The organism is Burkholderia anthina, assembly GCF_902498995.1.
Taxonomy (GTDB): domain Bacteria; phylum Pseudomonadota; class Gammaproteobacteria; order Burkholderiales; family Burkholderiaceae; genus Burkholderia; species Burkholderia anthina.
In genome coordinates this window covers 15,785-33,539 of the sequence record NZ_CABVLY010000013.1, presented here as the reverse complement: position 1 = coordinate 33,539, position 17,755 = coordinate 15,785, and the positions used below count along the sequence as shown (strand labels likewise).

Annotated in this window: 14 protein-coding genes; 9 read left to right on the top strand and 5 right to left on the bottom strand. The window is 69.5% G+C overall.

From position 1 onward, the window contains the following. Both peaB and peaA read right to left on the bottom strand, forming a co-directional pair. The gene (gene peaB, locus BME24068_RS17690) at positions 1-1,431 is read right to left on the bottom strand and encodes a quinohemoprotein amine dehydrogenase maturation protein (RefSeq protein WP_174926838.1); all 1,431 of its coding nucleotides are present in this window, start codon (positions 1,429-1,431) and stop codon (positions 1-3) included. 71 nt (positions 1,432-1,502) lie between these two features. After that, positions 1,503-3,116: a quinohemoprotein amine dehydrogenase subunit alpha gene (gene peaA, locus BME24068_RS17685; protein WP_174926837.1), complete on the bottom strand. Its 1,614-nt coding sequence runs from the start codon at positions 3,114-3,116 to the stop codon at positions 1,503-1,505. A gap of 447 nt (positions 3,117-3,563) precedes the next feature. Here peaA and BME24068_RS17680 point away from each other — a divergent pair, with 447 nt between their 5' ends. The 7 genes from BME24068_RS17680 (at position 3,564) to BME24068_RS17650 (ending at position 12,884) form a co-directional block, all read left to right on the top strand. Next, positions 3,564-5,057, top strand: a complete 1,494-nt coding sequence (locus BME24068_RS17680) for an aldehyde dehydrogenase family protein (protein WP_174926836.1) — start codon at positions 3,564-3,566, stop codon at positions 5,055-5,057. Between the two features lie 112 nt (positions 5,058-5,169). Further along, positions 5,170-5,490: a high-potential iron-sulfur protein gene (locus BME24068_RS17675; protein ID WP_174926835.1), complete on the top strand. Its 321-nt coding sequence runs from the start codon at positions 5,170-5,172 to the stop codon at positions 5,488-5,490. A gap of 233 nt (positions 5,491-5,723) precedes the next feature. Next, the gene (locus BME24068_RS17670; RefSeq protein ID WP_174926834.1) at positions 5,724-7,655 is read left to right on the top strand and encodes a sigma-54-dependent Fis family transcriptional regulator; all 1,932 of its coding nucleotides are present in this window, start codon (positions 5,724-5,726) and stop codon (positions 7,653-7,655) included. 49 nt (positions 7,656-7,704) lie between these two features. Then, the gene (locus BME24068_RS17665) at positions 7,705-9,432 is read left to right on the top strand and encodes an ABC transporter ATP-binding protein (RefSeq protein ID WP_174926833.1); all 1,728 of its coding nucleotides are present in this window, start codon (positions 7,705-7,707) and stop codon (positions 9,430-9,432) included. Continuing rightward, entirely contained in the window at positions 9,425-10,117 is a 693-nt protein-coding gene (qhpE, locus tag BME24068_RS17660; RefSeq protein ID WP_174926832.1) for a subtilisin-like serine protease QhpE, read from the top strand. The genes BME24068_RS17665 and qhpE overlap by 8 nt, the downstream gene beginning before the upstream one ends. After that, the gene (gene qhpG / locus BME24068_RS17655; RefSeq protein WP_174926831.1) at positions 10,114-11,430 is read left to right on the top strand and encodes a flavin-dependent monooxygenase QhpG; all 1,317 of its coding nucleotides are present in this window, start codon (positions 10,114-10,116) and stop codon (positions 11,428-11,430) included. The genes qhpE and qhpG overlap by 4 nt, the downstream gene beginning before the upstream one ends. A gap of 314 nt (positions 11,431-11,744) precedes the next feature. Next, positions 11,745-12,884, top strand: a complete 1,140-nt coding sequence (locus BME24068_RS17650) for a porin (RefSeq protein ID WP_096505753.1) — start codon at positions 11,745-11,747, stop codon at positions 12,882-12,884. Positions 12,885-12,934: 50 nt separating this feature from the next. Here the strand turns inward: BME24068_RS17650 and BME24068_RS17645 are convergent, their stop codons facing one another. The 3 genes from BME24068_RS17645 to BME24068_RS17635 all read right to left on the bottom strand — a co-directional run bounded on the left by BME24068_RS17645 (position 12,935) and on the right by BME24068_RS17635 (position 16,042). Continuing rightward, positions 12,935-13,138: a DUF2970 domain-containing protein gene (locus BME24068_RS17645; RefSeq protein WP_096505755.1), complete on the bottom strand. Its 204-nt coding sequence runs from the start codon at positions 13,136-13,138 to the stop codon at positions 12,935-12,937. Between the two features lie 143 nt (positions 13,139-13,281). Next, positions 13,282-15,348, bottom strand: coding sequence for a pyridoxamine 5'-phosphate oxidase family protein (locus BME24068_RS17640; RefSeq protein ID WP_174926830.1), 2,067 nt, complete (start codon positions 15,346-15,348; stop codon positions 13,282-13,284). Between the two features lie 49 nt (positions 15,349-15,397). Continuing rightward, on the bottom strand, positions 15,398-16,042 hold the full coding sequence (locus BME24068_RS17635) for a glutathione S-transferase family protein (protein ID WP_174926829.1): 645 nt from the start codon (positions 16,040-16,042) through the stop codon (positions 15,398-15,400). Between the two features lie 126 nt (positions 16,043-16,168). On the opposite strand from BME24068_RS17635, the gene BME24068_RS17630 reads away from it, so the two are divergent. Then, entirely contained in the window at positions 16,169-17,122 is a 954-nt protein-coding gene (locus BME24068_RS17630) for a LysR family transcriptional regulator (protein WP_174926828.1), read from the top strand. Between the two features lie 220 nt (positions 17,123-17,342). Further along, a complete protein-coding gene (locus tag BME24068_RS17625; RefSeq protein WP_338138586.1) occupies positions 17,343-17,612 on the top strand; it encodes a fucose-binding lectin in 270 nt (89 codons plus the stop codon). Positions 17,613-17,755: the final 143 nt, after the last annotated feature.

Below are 17,755 nucleotides of genomic sequence, written 5' to 3'. Positions count from 1 at the left end.
TCAGTTCGCCTTGCGCGGAGTGATGTGGTTGTCGATGAACGCCGGGTTGCCGGCGATGATCCGGCTGTAGACCTCGATACCGAAATCGATCCAGTCGCGCATCAGCTCGCAGTAGTGATAGGTCGGATGCGCGGGGTCGCCGTAGCGCGCGTAGCTCTCGTGATAGCACCCGCCCGAGCACAGGTTGCGGATGCGGCAGGTTTCGCAGCCGGTGCCGCTGCGATCGAGGCGTTGCGACAGGAAGTCGTTGAGTTCCGCCTGCGCGACGCCTTCATGCACGTTACCGAAGGTCGGCAGCGTCGAGCCCGTGAAGCGGTGGCACAGGTTCAGGTCGCCCTTGTGATCGACCGCGAGCATCTTGAGCCCCGCGCCGCACGGCAGCGACTTCTTGTGCCCTTCGTGCAGGTCGGTGATCAGTTGATGCAGGTTCGAGAAGCCGATGTTGCGGTTCTCGAGCGCGGCGGCCAGGTAACGGCGGCCGAGCGCCTTCATGTTCGCGAATACTTGAGCAAGTTCGGCCGGCTGCAGGTTGAACGTGTCGAGCTGCCCCGACGTGACCGGTGCGAAGCCGACTTCCGCGAAGCCGAGTTCGTTGAACAGGTGATCCCAGATGCCTTCGATGTCGGTCACGCCGCTCGTGAGCGTCACGCGCGCGCCGACCGGGCGGCTGCGGTAGCGCTCGAGCAGCATCTCGACCTTGCGGCGCACGACGTCGTAGGTGCCCGCGCCGCCGACCGTGCGGCGGTTCAGGTCGTGGATCGAGCGCGGCCCGTCGATGCTGATCGACAACCCGAAGCGATGCGCGTCGAGCCAGTCGATGATGTCCTCGGTCAGCAGCGTCGCGTTGGTCGTCATCACGAACTCGACCTGCTTGCCGAGCGCACCGAAACGCAGCTCGCAATACTCGACCATGCACTCGATCAGCTTGCGGTTGCTGAGCGGTTCGCCGCCGAAGAACACGACCGTGTAGCGCGGCAGGTCGGGCGACTCCTTCAGCAGCATCTCGACCGACGCCTTGGCGGTGTCGATGTCCATCCGCCGCCCGGCGGACGGCGTGTCGAGGTCTTCCTTGTAGCAGTACGTACAGCTCAGGTTGCAGCCGGTGTTCACGTTCAGCACGACCGTATCGATCGCGGTGCGCTCGACGCGCTTCACCGCGATCTCGGGCGTGAGCGGCGAGCCGTCGCTGACGACCTCGAGGGCCATCAGCTCGCCGAGCGTCTCGGCGAGTTCGCCGTGCGGCGAGCGGCCGGCCAGCCGCGCGAACAATTCGTCGGCCGTGCAGCTGCTCGCGCGCAGCGCGTCGATGATGTCGGCCGTCACGCGATCGGCCGCGAACAGCGAACTGCTCGGCACATGGAACATCAGGCGCTCGTCGTCGACGCGCACTTCGTGCACGTTACGTTCGACCACGTTCAGCAGGGCGCTCATCGGATTCTCCTTGCATTCGTCGGATTCGGACCGGGCCGCGCGGCGGCCCGGCGCAAAGGCATGCGGACCGGTCAGGGCAGCGGCGGATTGTTCCAGCGCTGCACCGCGACGATCATGTGCCCGGTGCCCGTCACCGTGCGCGAGCCGTCCGTCACCGTCGCGACGACGTTCAGGTTGCCCGTGTTGTTGGTGCCCATCCGGCGCGCGGGGTTCGGGCCCGCGTTGCCCGGCGTGAAGATGCCCGTCGACGCCTGCATCGTGCCGGCGAACTGCGTGTCGCGATCGCCCTTCGACTGATCGTCGAACGGCGCGACCGACCATTGCGCGGGCACGACGCCGATGCGGAACGGCTTGCCCGCGCCGTCGACGCCCCATGCCACCGCGTCGAAACGCCCTTCGACCTTCGGCGTCGAGCCGCCGTTGCCGCCGATGCGCGCGACCGCGAAGTCGGGTTCGACCTTCACGTCGCGGATCTCGCGATAGACCGCGAAGCCATCCGCGTGCGCTGCACCGACGCTCACGCGGCGTGCGCCGGCCGCGCTGCCGTCGGCGGCCTTCACGCGCACTCGCACATATTCCGGCGTGCGTTCGAGCACCGATGCGACGGTCACGCCGGCGCCGAACGCGGGCGTGCCCTGCAGGTTCGCGCCGACGATCGTCACGTCGGTCTCACCGCCCGCCTTCACGTAGGCCGGCTGCACGGCGACGATCTGCGGCTGGCCGAGCTTCGCCGCGTTGAAATCGAGGCCGCGCTCGTCGTGCGCGTCGTCGAACATCCGGCCGCGCAGCGTGCCGTCGCTCGCCATCAGCACCTGACGCATCGTCGTGTCGCCGACCTTCACGCTCGCGCGCCACTCGTAGCCCGTATAGAGCACCGCGGTGCCGGTGCCCGCGAGCGGGCTGCCGTCCGCGAAGCGGCCCTTCAGCTCGACGTCGAAGCGGTCGCCCGCGCCGCCCTTCACGGTCATCGTGCCGTACGCGTCGCCCTTGCCCGGCATGTGGCCGCCGAAGCTCCACGTGCCGGCGAGCGCGGTCGCGGGCGGGTGATGCTGCTTCCAGTCGGTCCACGCCTTGCTGTCGTACGGATAGTCCTTCGCGAGCATCGGCGCCATCTCGGTCAGCGCGATCTTGAACCAGTCGCGGTCGCGGCCCATCGCCGAATACTCGATCGACGGCCACTGCCCGAGGTGGAAGTTCACGAGCTTGTCCCATTCGGCGACCGGGCGGCGCTGCAGCAGCGGACGCGCGGCCGAGTGGCAGCGCGCGCACATCTGCTTGAATGCCTCGTTGTTGACGGTCTCCTGCGTGTTCAGGCGGCGCTCGGGCGCATAGCGGAAATCCTTCGTCTCCGACGGCGCGAGGCCCTGCGTATCCGACAGGTACTTCACGAGGATGCGGCGCTCGTCGTCGCTGATCGTGAGGCCGTGCATCGTCTGCATCCGCGCGATCGTCATCAGCCAGCCTTCCGGCGTCTTGCGCTGATGGCTGATGCGGCTCCACGAATCCTTCGACTCGGCCGCGTGACAGGCCGCGCATGTCTGGCTCAGGATCGCGTGAGCGTCGCGCGGCGCCTGGGCCTGGGCCTGCGCCTGCACGGCGCCCGAGGCCAGCGCGAACGCACCGGCGGCCACGACGGCCGCGGCCGCGCGGGGCGGCCTGCTGCGTCGAATGAAAGTCTTGAACAAGGCTCTGCTCCTTTACGTGGGGTCTCGAATCGTCCGGCATGCAGCGCTGCGGCGCTTGTCTCATGCTCTTCAAGCACAGGCCGTGCCAATCGCCCGATCCGGGTTTGCCACAAGGAAAACACGCGCTTTTGCCGCCGAACGCTCGGGAAAATCCCGATTCAAACCGGCGCGCCAAATCGGCATTCGCGCGCCTTCGCGGCCGCTGCATCACGCCGGCCGGCCGCGCGCGTGCCGCATGTCGCGTCTCACGTTGCATGCGAATTCTCAAATTGAGACGTCGCGCCACGAACGCGGCGCACGGCCGGTCGTGGCCGGCATCGTCGACACGCACGCCGCGCGCCCCGCGCCGCATGGCGCGCCCGGCGCGCAGGCAGGCCGCGCTGCGGCCGTTGGTACGGAAGCTGCTTTTCGCCTCGGCACCCGAACCCCGATGAGCGAGGAGCTTTCATGCAGGCAACGTTGTCGTTACTTCCGCAAACCCAGTCGTTCATCGCACGCACGCCGTCGATGCTGATCGGCGATGCGTGGCGCAGCGCCGAAAGCGGCGCCACCCTGGCCGTCCACAACCCCGCGACCGGCGACGAACTGTGTCGCGTGCCGGCGTCCGGCGCGGCCGACGTCGATCGCGCGGTGCGCGCGGCGCGCCAGGCGTTCGACGATTCCGCGTGGAGCCGCATGCGGCCGCGCGAACGGCAGAACCTGCTGTGGCGTCTCGCGGATCTGTTCGAGCGCGACGCGCAGCAGCTCGCCGAACTCGAGTGCGTGAACAACGGCAAGAGCGTACAGATCGCCCGCGTGATGGACGTGCAGCTCGCGATCGACTTCCTGCGCTACATGGCCGGCTGGGCGACCAAGATCGAAGGCTCGACCGTCGACGTGTCGATGCCGCTGATGCCCGACAGCCAGTTCCACGGCTTCATCCGGCGCGAAGCCGTGGGCGTGGTCGGCGCGATCGTCGCGTGGAATTTCCCGCTGCTGCTCGCGTGCTGGAAGCTCGGCCCCGCGCTGGCAACGGGCTGCACGATGGTGCTCAAGCCCGCCGACGAAACGCCGCTCACCGCGCTGCGGCTCGCGGAGCTCGTGCAGGAAGCCGGGTATCCGGCCGGCGTGTTCAACGTCGTCACGGGCACCGGCGTCGAAGCGGGCGCGGCGCTCGCGCACCACCCCGACGTCGACAAGCTGACCTTCACCGGCTCGACCGAAGTCGGCAAGCTGATCGGCAAGGCCGCGATGGAATCGATGACGCGCGTGACGCTCGAACTCGGCGGCAAGTCGCCGACGATCGTGTGCGACGATGCGGACCCGGCCGTCGCGGCCTCGGGCGCGGCCACCGCGATCTTCTTCAATCACGGCCAGGTGTGCTGCGCGGGTTCGCGCCTGTACGTGCAGCGCAAGCACTTCGATCGCGTGGTGGGCGACATCGCGGGCATCGCGAGCAACATGAAGCTCGGCAATGCGCTCGATCCGTCGGTCGACATGGGCCCGCTGATCTCGGCGAAGCAGCAAAAGCGCGTGGCCGGCTACATCGAGCGCGGCCGCGAACTCGGCGCGCAGCTCGCGTGCGGCGGCGAAGCGTATGGCCCCGGCTACTTCGTGAAGCCGACCGTGCTCGTCGACGTCGACCAGAAAGGCCCGCTCGTGCAGGAGGAAATCTTCGGCCCGGTGCTGGTCGCGATGCCGTTCGACACGATCGACGACGCGATCCGTCTCGCGAACGACACGCGCTACGGCCTCGGCGCGAGCATCTGGACCAACAACCTGTCGGCCGCGCACCGGATGATCCCGAAAATCCGCTCGGGTTCGGTGTGGGTCAACTGCCACAGCGCGCTCGACCCCGCGCTGCCGTTCGGCGGCTACCGGATGTCGGGCTTCGGCCGCGAGATGGGCGCGGCCGCGATCGAGCACTACACGGAGTTGAAGTCGGTGCTGATGAACGTGTGATCGCGTCGCCGACGTGCGTCACGCTTGCGCCGCGCGGCGAGGTCGCGCGGCGCGCATGTTGCCCCGCATGCTTCCGCGCCGTTCCCCGCCTATAACGACAACGAGACACCCGATGCCCCGCCGCCCCGCTTCCCGCCGCACCTTCCTGATCGCCGCCGCCGGCCTGCTGTCGGCCGCCGCGCTGCCGCGCGCCGCCTGCGCCGCGCCGGCGCTGCTCGACGAAACCGATCCGGCCGCGAAAGCGCTCGGCTATCGCATCGACGCCGCGCACGTGGACCGCGCGGCGTTCGCGCGCTATGCCCCGGGCCAGGACTGCGGCCGCTGCGGCCTGTACCAGGGCAAGGCCGCCGACCCGAACGCGCCGTGCCCGCTGTTCGGCGGAAAACGGGTCGCGAACGGCGGCTGGTGCAACGCGTACAGCCCGCGGGCCTGAGCGCCGCCGCCCCGCGAAATCCGCACCGCTCGCCCGCCATGCGCGCCGCCCCGCCACGCTCGCCGAAGACGGCCCTCCCGCGAGCACGAATCGCCCGCATCGCCGCGCCCCGCCTGGGTCTTAGGTTTTTGACCGGATGGATTTATGCCCGGGCTTATGCCAGACTCGGCGGGCCTTTTTGCGTGCGGCCGCGCCGGATCGGACGGCCCGACATTCTCCTGAGGAGGGGCGACGTGCAAGACTACTTCCCTTCCGGCCAACGACTTCCGGACCGGCTGCAGGCAACCCGCCTGATTCGCGAACGACTCAGCTCCGACGGCGTGCTGCCGCAAGGCTGCCTGCGCATCGAAATCGACCAGTCCTGGCGGCGCAGCCTCGAACACGGCGTGCGCTGGGACGACGACGCGCGGCTGAACCTGCATGAATTCTGCAATCTCGACGAGCTGCGCGACGCGAACCGCCTGCTGCTCGACGCGGCGGCACCCGAACTCGAATTCCTCGCCGAGCGTTGCGGACGCGACGGCATGATCCTGCTGGCCGATGCGCGCGCAACGATCCTGTCGGTCGACGGCGACGCGAGGCAGCTCGCCGCACTCGGCATCGGCGACATCCGCGCCGGCGCGAGCTGGTGCGAATCGCTGCGCGGCACCAACGCGCTCGGCACCGCGCTCGTCGAAGGCTGCGCGGTCGCGATCGACAGCGGCGAGCATTTCCTCGGCCGGCTGAGCCGCTTCTCGTGCCGTTCGCTGCCGCTGTGCGATCCGCACGGCAACCCGATCGGCGTGCTCGACCTCACGCGCGAAGGCGAGTTGCCGCTCACGCTCGACGGAATGTCGATGCTGATGAGCGCAGCGGCCACGCACATCGAGACGCGCCTGTTCGATGCGTATTTCCCCGAGCACGTCGTGCTCGTCTTTCATCCGCGCCGCACGTATCTCGGCTCCAGTTGGAGCGGCGTGCTCGCCGTGTCGGAAGACGGGCGCATCGTCGCCGCGAACGCGCATGCGTGCGAGTTGCTCGGCGCCGCGCGCGACGCACTCGTCGGCCGCCGCTGCGAAAGCGCATCGCCCGCCCGCGCGCCGTCGTTCGTCGCCTTCGCCGAACAAGGCGGAATGCTGCGCGTCGAAGGCGTCGACGCCGCGTTCCACTGCAAGGCGCTGCGCCTGCCGCGCACGATGGCCGTGCCGGCCGTACGCGAACGCGTTTCGGCACCGGCAGCCAATGCGCGCGGCGAAGCCGGCACCCAGGCGCTGGCGGCCCTCGCCGGCCGCCAGCCGCGCCTGTTGCGCGCGCTGACGATGGCGCGGCAAGGGCTCAACAACGGGCTGCCCGTGCTCGTGCAGGGCGAAACCGGCACCGGCAAGGAAGTCGTGGCACGCGCGCTGCACGATGCGAGCCTGCGCGCCGGCAAGCCGTTCGTCGCGGTGAACTGCGCGTCGATCCCCGAGGGGCTGATCGAGTCGGAGCTGTTCGGCTACCGCGACGGCGCATTCACCGGCGCACGCAAGGGCGGAATGACGGGCCGGCTGATGCAGGCGCACGGCGGCACGCTGTTTCTCGACGAAATCGGCGACATGCCGCTGCACCTGCAGGCGCGCCTGCTGCGCGTGCTGCAGGAACGCAAGGTCGCGCCGCTCGGCGCGGGCGACGAGCAGGCCATCGACATCGCGGTGATCTGCGCGACCCACCGCGACCTGCAGACGATGGTGCGCGACAAGAGCTTCCGCGAAGACCTCTACTACCGGATTCACGGTGTCAACGTGCTGCTGCCCGCGCTGCGCGAACGCGACGACGTCGACCTGATCGTCACCGCGCTGCTCGCGCGGCTCGGCGCGCCGCACGTGAGCATCGATGCGGAGCTCGCCGACGTGTTCCGCCAGCATCGCTGGCCCGGCAACATCCGCCAGCTCGAGATGGTGCTGCGCACGGCGCTTGCAGTGCGCGACGAGCACGACGACGTGCTGGGCCTCGATCATCTGTGCGACGGCTTCATCGACGGCGTGTGCCCGTCGCCCGACGCGTCGTTCGGGCTGATCCGCCGCCACGAGGACGATCTGATCCGCGAATCGCTCGCGCGTCACGACGGCAACGTCGCGGCCGCCGCGCAGACGCTCGGGATCAGCCGCGCCACGCTGTATCGCCGGCTCAAGCGGCTGCAGTCATGACGGGGCGCGCACGTTCGTCCGCTGCTTGCCCTACGGATCGATCGCGCCGATGCTGAAACTCGTCCTGCGTTTCGTGAAGACCGACGACCGCGCGCAACTCGCGCAAGCGCTCGGCTGGCTGTACGGTTTCGTGCGGCCGCACCGGCTCGCGATCGCGGGCCTGCTCGCGTTGTCGGCCTGCGCGTCGCTGCTGGCGCTCGCGCAGCCGTGGCTCACGAAGGAGCTGATCGACCGCGGGCTCGTCGGCAAGGATTTCCGGATGCTCGTCGCGATCGCGTTCGCGATGGTGTTCGCCGGCTTCGTCGGCACGCTGCTCGGCGGCGTCAACCGTTACCTGCATACGCGGCTGTCCGGCCGCGTGCTGTTCTCGCTGCGCGGCGCCGTCTATGCGCACCTGCAGCGGCTGTCGCCGTCGTTCTACGGGCAGCGCCGCCTCGGCGACCTGCTGTCGCGCCTCGACGGCGACGTCGCCGAGATCCAGCGCTTCGCGCTCGACGCGCTGTTCTCCGCGGTGTCGAACGTGATCGGGCTGGTCGGCACGCTCGTGCTGCTGGTGACGCTGTCGTGGAAGCTGTCGCTGCTCGCGCTGCTGCTGATTCCGTTCGAGATCCTGTGGCTGCGCACGATGCGCCGCAAGGTCGAGCGCGATGCGCGCGCGGTGCGCGAAGGCGCGGCCGACGTGTCGTCGTTTCTCGTCGAGACGCTGCCCGCGATGAAGTTCATCCAGGCCGCCGGCCGCCAGCGTGCGGAACAGGCGCGGCTCGACGGCCTCGGCGATCGCTACATGGAGCGCCTGCTGAAGCTGCAGGTCACCGAATTCATCACGCAGTCGGTGCCCGGCACGCTGACGTCGCTGTCGCGCGCCGGTGCGTTCATCGTCGGCGGCTACTGGGTGATTCGCGGCGACTGGCCGCTCGGTTCGCTGATCGCGTTCTCGAGCTATCTCGGGATGGCGATCGGCCCCGTGAAGAGCCTGCTCGGGCTCTACGTCGCGCTGCAGCGGATGACGGTCAGCCTCGGCCGCGTGATGGAGCTGCAGCGCGCGCCGGTGGCGGTGCAGCCGCCGGCCGTCGCGCGCGAGCTGCCGCCGCGCGGCGACCTCGAATTCGTCGACGTGTGGTTCGCGCACGACGCGCGCGCGCAGCCGGTGCTGCGCGGCGCCGCCGCACGCGTGCCGGCCGGCAGCAAGGTCGCGTTATCGGGACTGTCGGGCAGCGGCAAATCGACGCTGATCGACCTGATGCAGCGCTTCTACGATCCGCAGCGCGGCAGCGTGCGCATCGACGGCGTCGACCTGCGCGACGTCGATCTCGACGCACTGCGCCGGCACGTCGCGGTCGTCAGCCAGGACATCGTGCTGTTTCGCGGCAGCCTCGCGGACAACATCCGCTACGCGGCGCCGCACGCGACGCGCGACGACATCGCCCACGCCGCGCGCGCCGCGCATCTCGACGAACTGATCGCGACGCTGCCGGGCGGGCTCGACGGGCCGGTCGGCGAGCGCGGGCAACAGCTGTCCGGCGGCCAGAAGCAGCGCATCGCGATCGCGCGCGCGCTGCTGCAGGCGCCGGCGATCCTCGTGCTCGACGAGGCGACGTCGGCCGTCGACGAAGCGACCGAGCGGCAGGTCATCGCGCAGATCGACACGCTGTTCGGCGATCGCACGCGCATTCTCGTCAGCCACCGCGCGTCGACGCTCGCCGGCGCCGACCTGCATGTCGAACTCGCGGACGGGCAACTCGCACGGCGCACACACCGGGACGTCGCGCATGCGTGACGACGCAAGCATGCGCGTCGGTGTCGTCGACAGCGGCTATCCGCCGTCGCTGAGCGTGCGCGTGGCCGAGACGCGGCGCTTCTCGCTCGACGATGCGTCGGGGTTGCGGGCCGGCGCCGCCGAACCGGACCGGCTCGGCCACGGCAGCGCGATCTGCGCGACGATCGCGGCCGCCGCGCCCGATGCGATGCTGGTCGTCGCGCAGGTGTTCGACGCGCGCGGCGTGACGAGTGCCGCGCAGATCGCGCACGCGATCGACTGGTTGCTGACACAACGTATCCGCGTGATCAACCTGAGTCTCGGCGTGCGCGCCGATCGCGACTCGCTGCGCGACGCGTGCGCGGCGGCCGTCGCGCAACGCGTGACCGTGTTCGCGTCGAGCCCCGCGCAAGGCACGCCGGTGTTTCCGGCCAGCTATCCGGGCATCGTGCGCGTGACGGGCGATGCCCGCTGCGCACCGGGTCAATGGTCGTGGCTCGACAGCGCGCAGGCCGATTTCGGCGCGGTCGTGTCGAGCGGCGCACCGCGCGCGCCGGCCGGCGCGAGCATCGCGTGCGCGGCGCTCAGCGGCCACGCGGCGCGCTGGTTCGCGCGCCACCCCGACGCGGATACCGTCGCGCTCGTCGCGCATCTGCGCGAAGACGCGGCCTACGTCGGCGTCGAACGGCGCACCCGCGCATCATGAAGCGCGCGCCGATCGCCGTGCTCGGGGCAGGCCCGGCGGGCGCCGCCGCCGCGCTCGGCCTCGCGCGGCTCGGCTATCCCGTCACGGTCGTCAGCGAATGGCGGCGCTTCGATGCGGTCGAAGGCGTGTCCGATCGCGTGCTCCAAGGGCTGCGCCATGCCGGGCTCGTGCAGGCGGCCGCGTGCGCGCTGCCGCCGTGCGCGCGCACGACGCGCTGGAACGGCGACACGCGCACGCTCAATCACGAACACCTGATCGACCGCCGCCGTTTCGACGAAGCGTTGCGCCGCGATCTCGCCGAAGCCGGCATCGAGGTACGCGAAGCAACGGTGCGCGCGGCGCAGGCCGACGGCGACGGACATGCGATCCGCATCGATACGCCCGCCGGCACCGACACGCTGCACGCGGCGTTCATCGTCGAGGCGCGCGGCCGGCTCGCGCCGCTCGCGCGCGACGCGATACGCGGGCCGCAGACGCTGAGCCTGCTGAACGTGTGGCAAGGCACGCCCGGCGATCCGGCATCGGCCATCGAGAGCCTGCCCGACGGCTGGGCGTGGATGGCGCGCCTGCCCGACGGCCGCTGCTACTGGCAGGCGACGCTCGACGTCGCGACCGCGACGCTGCCGCCGCGCGACGCACTGCCCGCGTGGTGCGCGACGCTGCGGCGCACGCCGCTTGCACGCGACTTCTTCGGGAGCGATGCCGGCGACGATACACGCGTGTTCGCACGCACCAGCAGCGCGACGCTGTGCGGCGACACGGGCGGGGCGAACTGGCTGCGTATCGGCGACGCGGCGATGGCCGTCGATCCGCTGTCCGGCAACGGCATCTTCCAGTCGCTGTCGTCCGCGCTGCAGGCGCCGGCCGTCATCCATACGTTGCTCGCGCATCCCGAGCGCGCGGCACTCGCACTGCGCTTTCACGAGCGGCGCATCACCGCGCTGTTCATGCGTTTCGCACGAATCGGCCGCGACTTTTATGCGCTCGATACGCAATGGGCCGATCGACCGTTCTGGCAAGCGCGCCGCGGGTGGCCCGACGATGCGCCATCGCATCGCGCGCCCGATTTCGGCGCGCTCGCGATCGAGCGTGCGCCCGTGATCGACGGCGATACGATCGCCGAAGCCGATGTCGTCACGAGCCCCGACCAGCCGCTCGGGATCTGGCATCTGCACGGCATCGCGCTCGCGCCGATCGTCGCCGCGCTGCGCGAGCAGCCGGCCGCGCAGGTGCTGGCGCAGTTCGCGCCGCCGCAGGCCGCGCGGGTGCGGCGCTGGCTCGAAACGCAGGGCTATCCGTTCTCGCGCGCGTAACGCACGCTTTCCGCCCTTCGTCTCCCCGCTTCGTCATTCCGTCACGCCGCGACGCACGTGCGCCCGCAGGCGTGGTTGCGCACGCATGTCGCGTCTCAAGTTGAGACGCGACATGCGACACGCGATGCGAATTGCTACGCGATTGATACGCGATCCGGCCTGAATCAACCGCATCGCTCGATAAAATGGAACGCAGCCCGCGCATTGCGGTCTTGAAACGGGTGATGGCATGCCATCTGCTTATCGAAGGTCACGCGCCGCACACGCCGCGCGCCGGACCATCGACCGTTTCATCTTTCGAGCCCGCATCCCACATGAAAAAAACACCCCTCATCCTGTCGGCAGGATTCCTGATCGGTTGCGCGAACGCGCATGCTCAAAGCTCCGTCCTGCTGTTCGGTGTCCTCGACGAAGGCATCAACTACACGAACAATGTCGGCGGGAAGTCGTCGTGGCAGATGGCGAGCGGCGATCTCGCCACCAGCCGCTGGGGCATCAAGGGCGACGAGGATCTCGGCGGCGGACTGCACGCGATCTTCGACCTGGAAAGCGGCTTCGCGGTCGAAAACGGCCAGCTCGGCTACGGCAACCGCCTGTTCGGCTACCAGTCGTACGTCGGGCTGCAGTCGGCGCGGCTCGGCACGCTGACGCTCGGCCGCCAGTTCGACACCGTCGCCGACACGATCGGGCCGCTGACCGCGAACGGCAGCTGGGCCGGCTTCCTGTTCTCGCATCCGCTCGATAACGACAACACCGACGCGTCGTTCCATGCGAACAACGCGGTGAAGTATGCGAGCCCCGTATTCGGCGGATTCTCGGGCACCGTGATGGTCGGGTTGAGCAATCTCGCGGGCGGCTTCACGCAGAACCGGATGCTCGGCGTCGGCCTGAACTACACGTACCAGACGCTGTCGGTCGCCGCCGTCTACGAGAACATGTCGAACCCGGGCACCACGGCGGGCGGCGCGCTGACGCCGGACGACACGGATTTCGTCGCGGGCAACCAGAAGATCTACGGCATCGGCGTGAACTACGGGATCGGTGCCGCGACGCTCGGCGCGGTGTATTCGCACGTGAACGTCGGCCAGCCCGACGCGTCGATCTATGCCGGCAGTCTCGGCCTCGCGAATGCGCGGCTCACGTTCGACAACATCGAAGTCAACGCGAAGTACAACGTCACGCCGGCCTTCCTGGTCGGCGGCATGTATACGTACACGCGAGGCGGCCTCGATCAGGCAGGCGTGAAGTCGTCGCTGCACTGGAACCAGTTCGGCGCGATGGCGCAGTACCTGCTGTCGAAGCGCACGTCGGTCTACACGCAGGTCGCGTATCAGCTGGTGGGCGGCAGCGCGACCGGCACGCCGCTCGACGGCGCGCTCGTGCCGGGTTCGCCCGGCGCGTCGTCGAACGGGCACCAGATCGTCGCGCGCGTGGCGCTGAATCACACGTTCTGAGCGTTCGCGCCGCGTGCCGGGCCGCCGCACACAAGCGCGGCACGCGGCGCTCAGAAGCCCTGCATCGTCACCGTCGGATCGACGACCAGATGAACGACGCCGTAGATCACCGCGCCGACCAGCACCGCGAGCACGATCGCGACGAACGGCAGCATCGTGAAGTTGACGTTCGCGAGATCGGACGCGTGCGCCTTGCTGTTGCGCACGCCGAAGAAACTCCACAGAACCAGGCGGATCATGCTGAACAGTTTCATGATGTTGCTCCTTTCCTCTATCGGTTGACGCTATCGTCGATCCGACAGGCATCCGGAAAAAGAAGCAGTTGCGCGCGGTTTTTGCGCAGCACGGGCTGTGCGACCGCGTGTCGCATGGCGGTGGCACCGGGACGGCGCGCGCGTCAGAGATCGAGCACGAGCGGCGCCGTGGCCCCTTGCGCCGGCTGCGCGACACACAGCAGCGCGCAGCCCGGCTCGACCGGCGCATCGTGCGCCTGCACGTAGTCGACCGTGCCGGACAGCACGCGCGTCGCGCACGTGCCGCACGATCCGGACCGGCATTCGGACGGCACCGCAATGCGCTGCCCTTCGGCGAATTCGAGCAGCGTGCCGTCGGCAGGCGTCCATCCGGCATCGCGCGCCGAGCGGCGAAACACGACGGGCACGCTCGTCGCCGGCAACGCCGCTGCCGTGCGGGCCGTGCTGCGCGTGACGCTCGACGGCCCGAACGCCTCGAAGCGGATGCGTTCGTCCGGCACGTTCAGCGCGCGCAGTCCTTCATACACATCGCGCATGAACGCGGACGGGCCGCACAGATAGAAGTCGTAGTCGTCGAACGGCAGGATCCGCTTCAGTTGCGCGATGTCGATGCGGCCCGGTCGCGCCGCGCCGTCGCGTTGCGGCTGGCTGTCGAACCAGTGCAGCGCGACGCGCGCGTCGGTATCCGCGATGCGTGTCAGCGCGGCGGCGAACGGCCGGTCCGCCATGTCGCGTGCGCCGTGCACGAACACCACGCGGCGTGACGGCGCATCGTCGGCGAGCGCGCGGCGCAGCATCGCGATCATCGGCGTGATGCCGATGCCGGCCGAAACCAGCACGGCCGGGCGCGGGCTTGCACCGTCGAACGTGAAACGGCCGCGCGGCATCTGCGCGTCGAGCGTCATGCCGGCCCGCGCATGGTCGTGCAGCCATGCCGACACGCGCCCTTCCCGCTTCACGGTGATCCGGTAATCCGCGCCGCCGGGCGCATCCGACAGCGTGTAGCTGCGGATCGCCGGCGCATCGTCGCCCGGCAGCACGACCCGCAGCGTCAGATGTTGCCCGGCCTCGTACGCGGGCAGCGCGCCGCCATCGGCCGGTTCGAAATGGAACGAGCGGATCGCGCGCGCTTCGTCGACGATCTTCGCGATGCGCAACGCTCGCCAGCCGGAAGCCGATGCGGATACGGCGGACGGCGATACCGCAACCGCGCCCGCACTCGCCGCCGTCGCCGCCGTCGCCACGAACTGCGGTGCCCGCTCGACCGCCGACCACCGGAACGGCAGCACGCCCCGCGTGCGCCGCACTTCGCGCACATGAAACCGCACGACGCGCTGCGCGCCGTCGAACGACGCGACGAGCGGCCCGTCCCACACGATCTCCGCATCCGCGGCGACATACACGAGGTCGCCGCGCTCGAAATCGACGAACAGCAACCCCGCGCGCGGATCGTGCCGCAGGTTGCCGAGCGTATTGAAGAAACGATTGCCGCTGAAATCCGGCGTCGTCAGCGTCCGCGCATCGTCGACGCGCACGAAGCCCGGCATGCCGCCGCGATGCGACACGTCCGCGCCGCGCGCGGCACCCGCCCCGGCCGACGTGTTCGCGCTCGCGACGAAGAACGTATCGGCATGCGCGAGCAGCGCGCGATCCGCATCGTTCAGCCGGTCCGATACGCCGGATGCGACGACCTCGGCCGATGCCCCGCCTTCGCGCCGCACGAACGTCGGCGTCCGGCCCTGGATGTACTTCGCGCAATTGCCGAAGCTCTGCTCGACCGCGACGGTGAGCGCGCCGTCGTTCACCGCGCGCACGACGCCGTTCACGCGATTGCGCCGGCGCGTGTCGAACTCGATCCCGAGCCCGCCGAGCGATGCACCCGGCTGCCACGCACCGCTCAGCGGATCGCCCGGCAGCGCGTCGCCGCCGATGCGCAGCGTGCGCGCGTCCGGCGTCGTCACGAAACCGGGCATGCCGACCCGCAGCGTCGCCCACGGCTGCCCGTACGCATCGACGCCGCCGAGCACGAAGAACGGCAACTGCCCGAAAAACGTCCGGTGCTGCTCCGGCATGAACCGCCGGATCCCGCGCCGGCCGGCCGCGTCCGCGGCCTCCGTCACGCCCGCGCGCTGCTGCACGGCGAGTTCGCCTGCATGAAACGGCGCATCGCCGGGTTCCCGGCCCGGTACGGCGGCGGTCGGCGCATTCATCGCGTTCTCCCGAAACAGGCCGAAACAGACATCTGGCGGCCGCGCCGCGTCAGGCGGCGAGCAGGCCGGCGCGCGTCGGCGGCATGCCGACGAAGCCCGGCAGCGCCTCGACGCGCGCGAGCCATGCGCGCACGTGCGGATACGGCTCGAGCGACACGCCGCCCTCCGGCGCGTGCGCGATGTACGTGTACGCGGCGATGTCGGCGATCGTCGGCTGCGCGCCGGCGGCGAACGGCTTGCCGGCCAGCTCGCCATCGATCACGTCGAGCACCTTCGCGGCCATGCGCTTCGCGGCGTCGTGATCCAGCGGCGCGCCGAACACGGTGACGAGCCGCGCGGCGGCCGGCCCCGACGCGATCGGGCCGGCTGCGTACGACAGCCAGCGCTGCACGGCCGCCGCGCCGCGCGCGTCGTCGGGCAGCCAGTGCGCGTCGCCGTAACGCTTCGCGAGATAAACGAGGATCGCGTTCGAATCGGCGATCACGATGCCGTCGTCGTCGATCACGGGCACCTGCCCGAGCGGATTGAGCGCGAGGAACGCGGGCGCGCGCTGCGCGCCGGCCGCGAGGTCGACGTCGACGGTCTCGAACGGCAGCCCGAGCAGCGCCAGGAACAGCCGGACCCGATGCGCGTGCCCCGACAGCGGGAACGAATAGACGCGAATCGGACGGGCAGGCGTGCTGGCAGCGGACATGGAAGATCTCCTGAATCTCGCGCCGCCGGAAGTCGGCGACGAACGGCTCCAGCGTAGCGCTCGCCGTTCACGCGCAGAAGACGGATAATCGATGAAACATTATCCTCTTCCATAGGACAATCGACGATGGCCGACCTGCGCGACGTGAACCTGAACCGGCTGGCGATCTTCGTCGCGGTGGTCGATGCCGGCTCGCTGACGGCCGCGGCCGAGCGGCTCGGCCTCGCGAAGACGGTCGTCAGCACGCACATGCAGCGCCTCGAATCCGAGGTCGGCGCGAACCTGCTGGTGCGCACGACGCGGCGGCTGAGCGTGACCGATGCGGGGCGCGCGTTCTACGACGCATGCCGCGACATCGTGCGCGCGACCGAAAGCGCGCTCGACGCGGTGTCGTCCGACGCGGGGCCGCTGCGCGGCACGCTGCGCGTGAGCGTGCCGATCGACTATGGCGCGCTGGTCGTCGCGCCGGCCATCGTCGCGCTGCGCGACGCACATCCGGGGCTCGACGTCGAGCTGATCGCGAACGACCGCGTCGTCGATCTGGTCGCGGACCATCTCGACGTCGCGATCCGCATCGGCCGTCTCGCGGATTCGAACCATCGCGCGGTGCAGTTGGGCGAATACGAGAAATGGCTGGTCGCGAGCCCGGCGTTCGTCGCGCGGCACGGGCTGCCGCGCGAACCGGACGCGCTGGCCGCGCTGCCGTTCGTGATGCTGTCGACACTGCCGCGCCCGCATACGATCGAGCTCGACCGCGCGGGCGGCGGCCATGCGTCGGTGCGCTGCGTCGCGCCCGTCGTGTCGAATACCGCGACCGCGTGCCGCGCGATCGCGCTCGCGGGCGGCGGCTTCGGGCTGCTGACGGATTTCTCGATCGCGGACGACGTCGCGACCGGCCGGCTCGTGCGGCTGCTGCCCGCGTGGCGCTCGGCGCCGGCCGGGATCCATGCTGTGTATCCGTCGACGCGGCTGCCGTCGCCGAAGGTGCGCGCGTTCATCGACGCGATGAAAACGCGGATCGCCGAAACGCGGCCGGGCGCACCGGCGGGCCGCGCGCAATCGAAACGCACGGCCCGCTGAAAGCCGGCCGCCGGATGCGCCGGGCGCGTCCGGCACACGATGTTTCCGTGCGCTTTCAACTGCTTTTCACCGGGTTTCCACACCCGAATCAATCACTCCATTTGTTCACAAAAAATCTCATATTGATTTTCGAGATTTTTGACTAACCTTATTCCCGGTAATACGCTGAATTGCGTTTACCGAAACGTTTCAATTCTCCGCTTCATTCCAATCAAGGAGTTTGAAAATGCAAACCGCCGCAATTTCATGGGGAAGCACGCCGTCGATCCGCGTCTACACGGCCAACGGCAACAAGATCACCGAACGCTGCTACGACGGCCAGAACTGGTACACCGGCGCGTTCGCCCAGGCGGGCGACAACGTCTCGGCGACTTGCTGGCTGGTCGGCAGCGCCGTTCACATCCGCGTGTACGCGACCAGCGGGGGTTCGACGACCGAGTGGTGCTGGGATGGCGACGGCTGGACCCGCGGCGGTTATACGGGCTCCTGATCCCGCCTCCCGCCGGCGCGACACGAACCGGTTTCGCGCCGGCCGGGGCACGCTTAATTCGGGCCGTATTATTTTATCGACAGGACAAGAAATCGAATCGAAATATAAATAATTAATACCCTGCTTAATGCATTGCCACCGCC